At 64.8% G+C, this 264-nt stretch carries 1 protein-coding gene; it reads left to right on the top strand.

Annotated elements, in window-relative coordinates:
• The coding region (locus tag SB816_RS32530) for a Mur ligase family protein (RefSeq protein ID WP_410548317.1) at positions 1-264 on the top strand (264 nt) is incomplete at both ends.

Below are 264 nucleotides of genomic sequence, written 5' to 3'. Positions count from 1 at the left end.
GCCGGTTTCGCTCACGTACTTCGAGTTCACGACGCTGGCGATCATGCATCTGTTCGCTTCGCGCGGACTCGACGCCGTGATCTTCGAAGTGGGCCTGGGCGGCCGCCTCGACGCCGTGAACGTGCTCGACACCGACTGCGCGATCGTCACGAGCATCGACCTCGATCACACCGAATATCTCGGCGACACGCGCGAGAAGATCGGCTTCGAAAAGGCCGGCATCTTCCGCGCGGGCAAGCCCGCGATCTGCTCGGACCCGCTGCC

It is taken from the genome of Achromobacter sp. SIMBA_011 (assembly GCF_046535435.1).
In the GTDB taxonomy this organism is placed as follows: domain Bacteria; phylum Pseudomonadota; class Gammaproteobacteria; order Burkholderiales; family Burkholderiaceae_B; genus Achromobacter; species Achromobacter dolens.
Note: the sequence above shows the minus strand (reverse complement) of the source record. Positions and strands in the feature narration are given on the sequence as shown.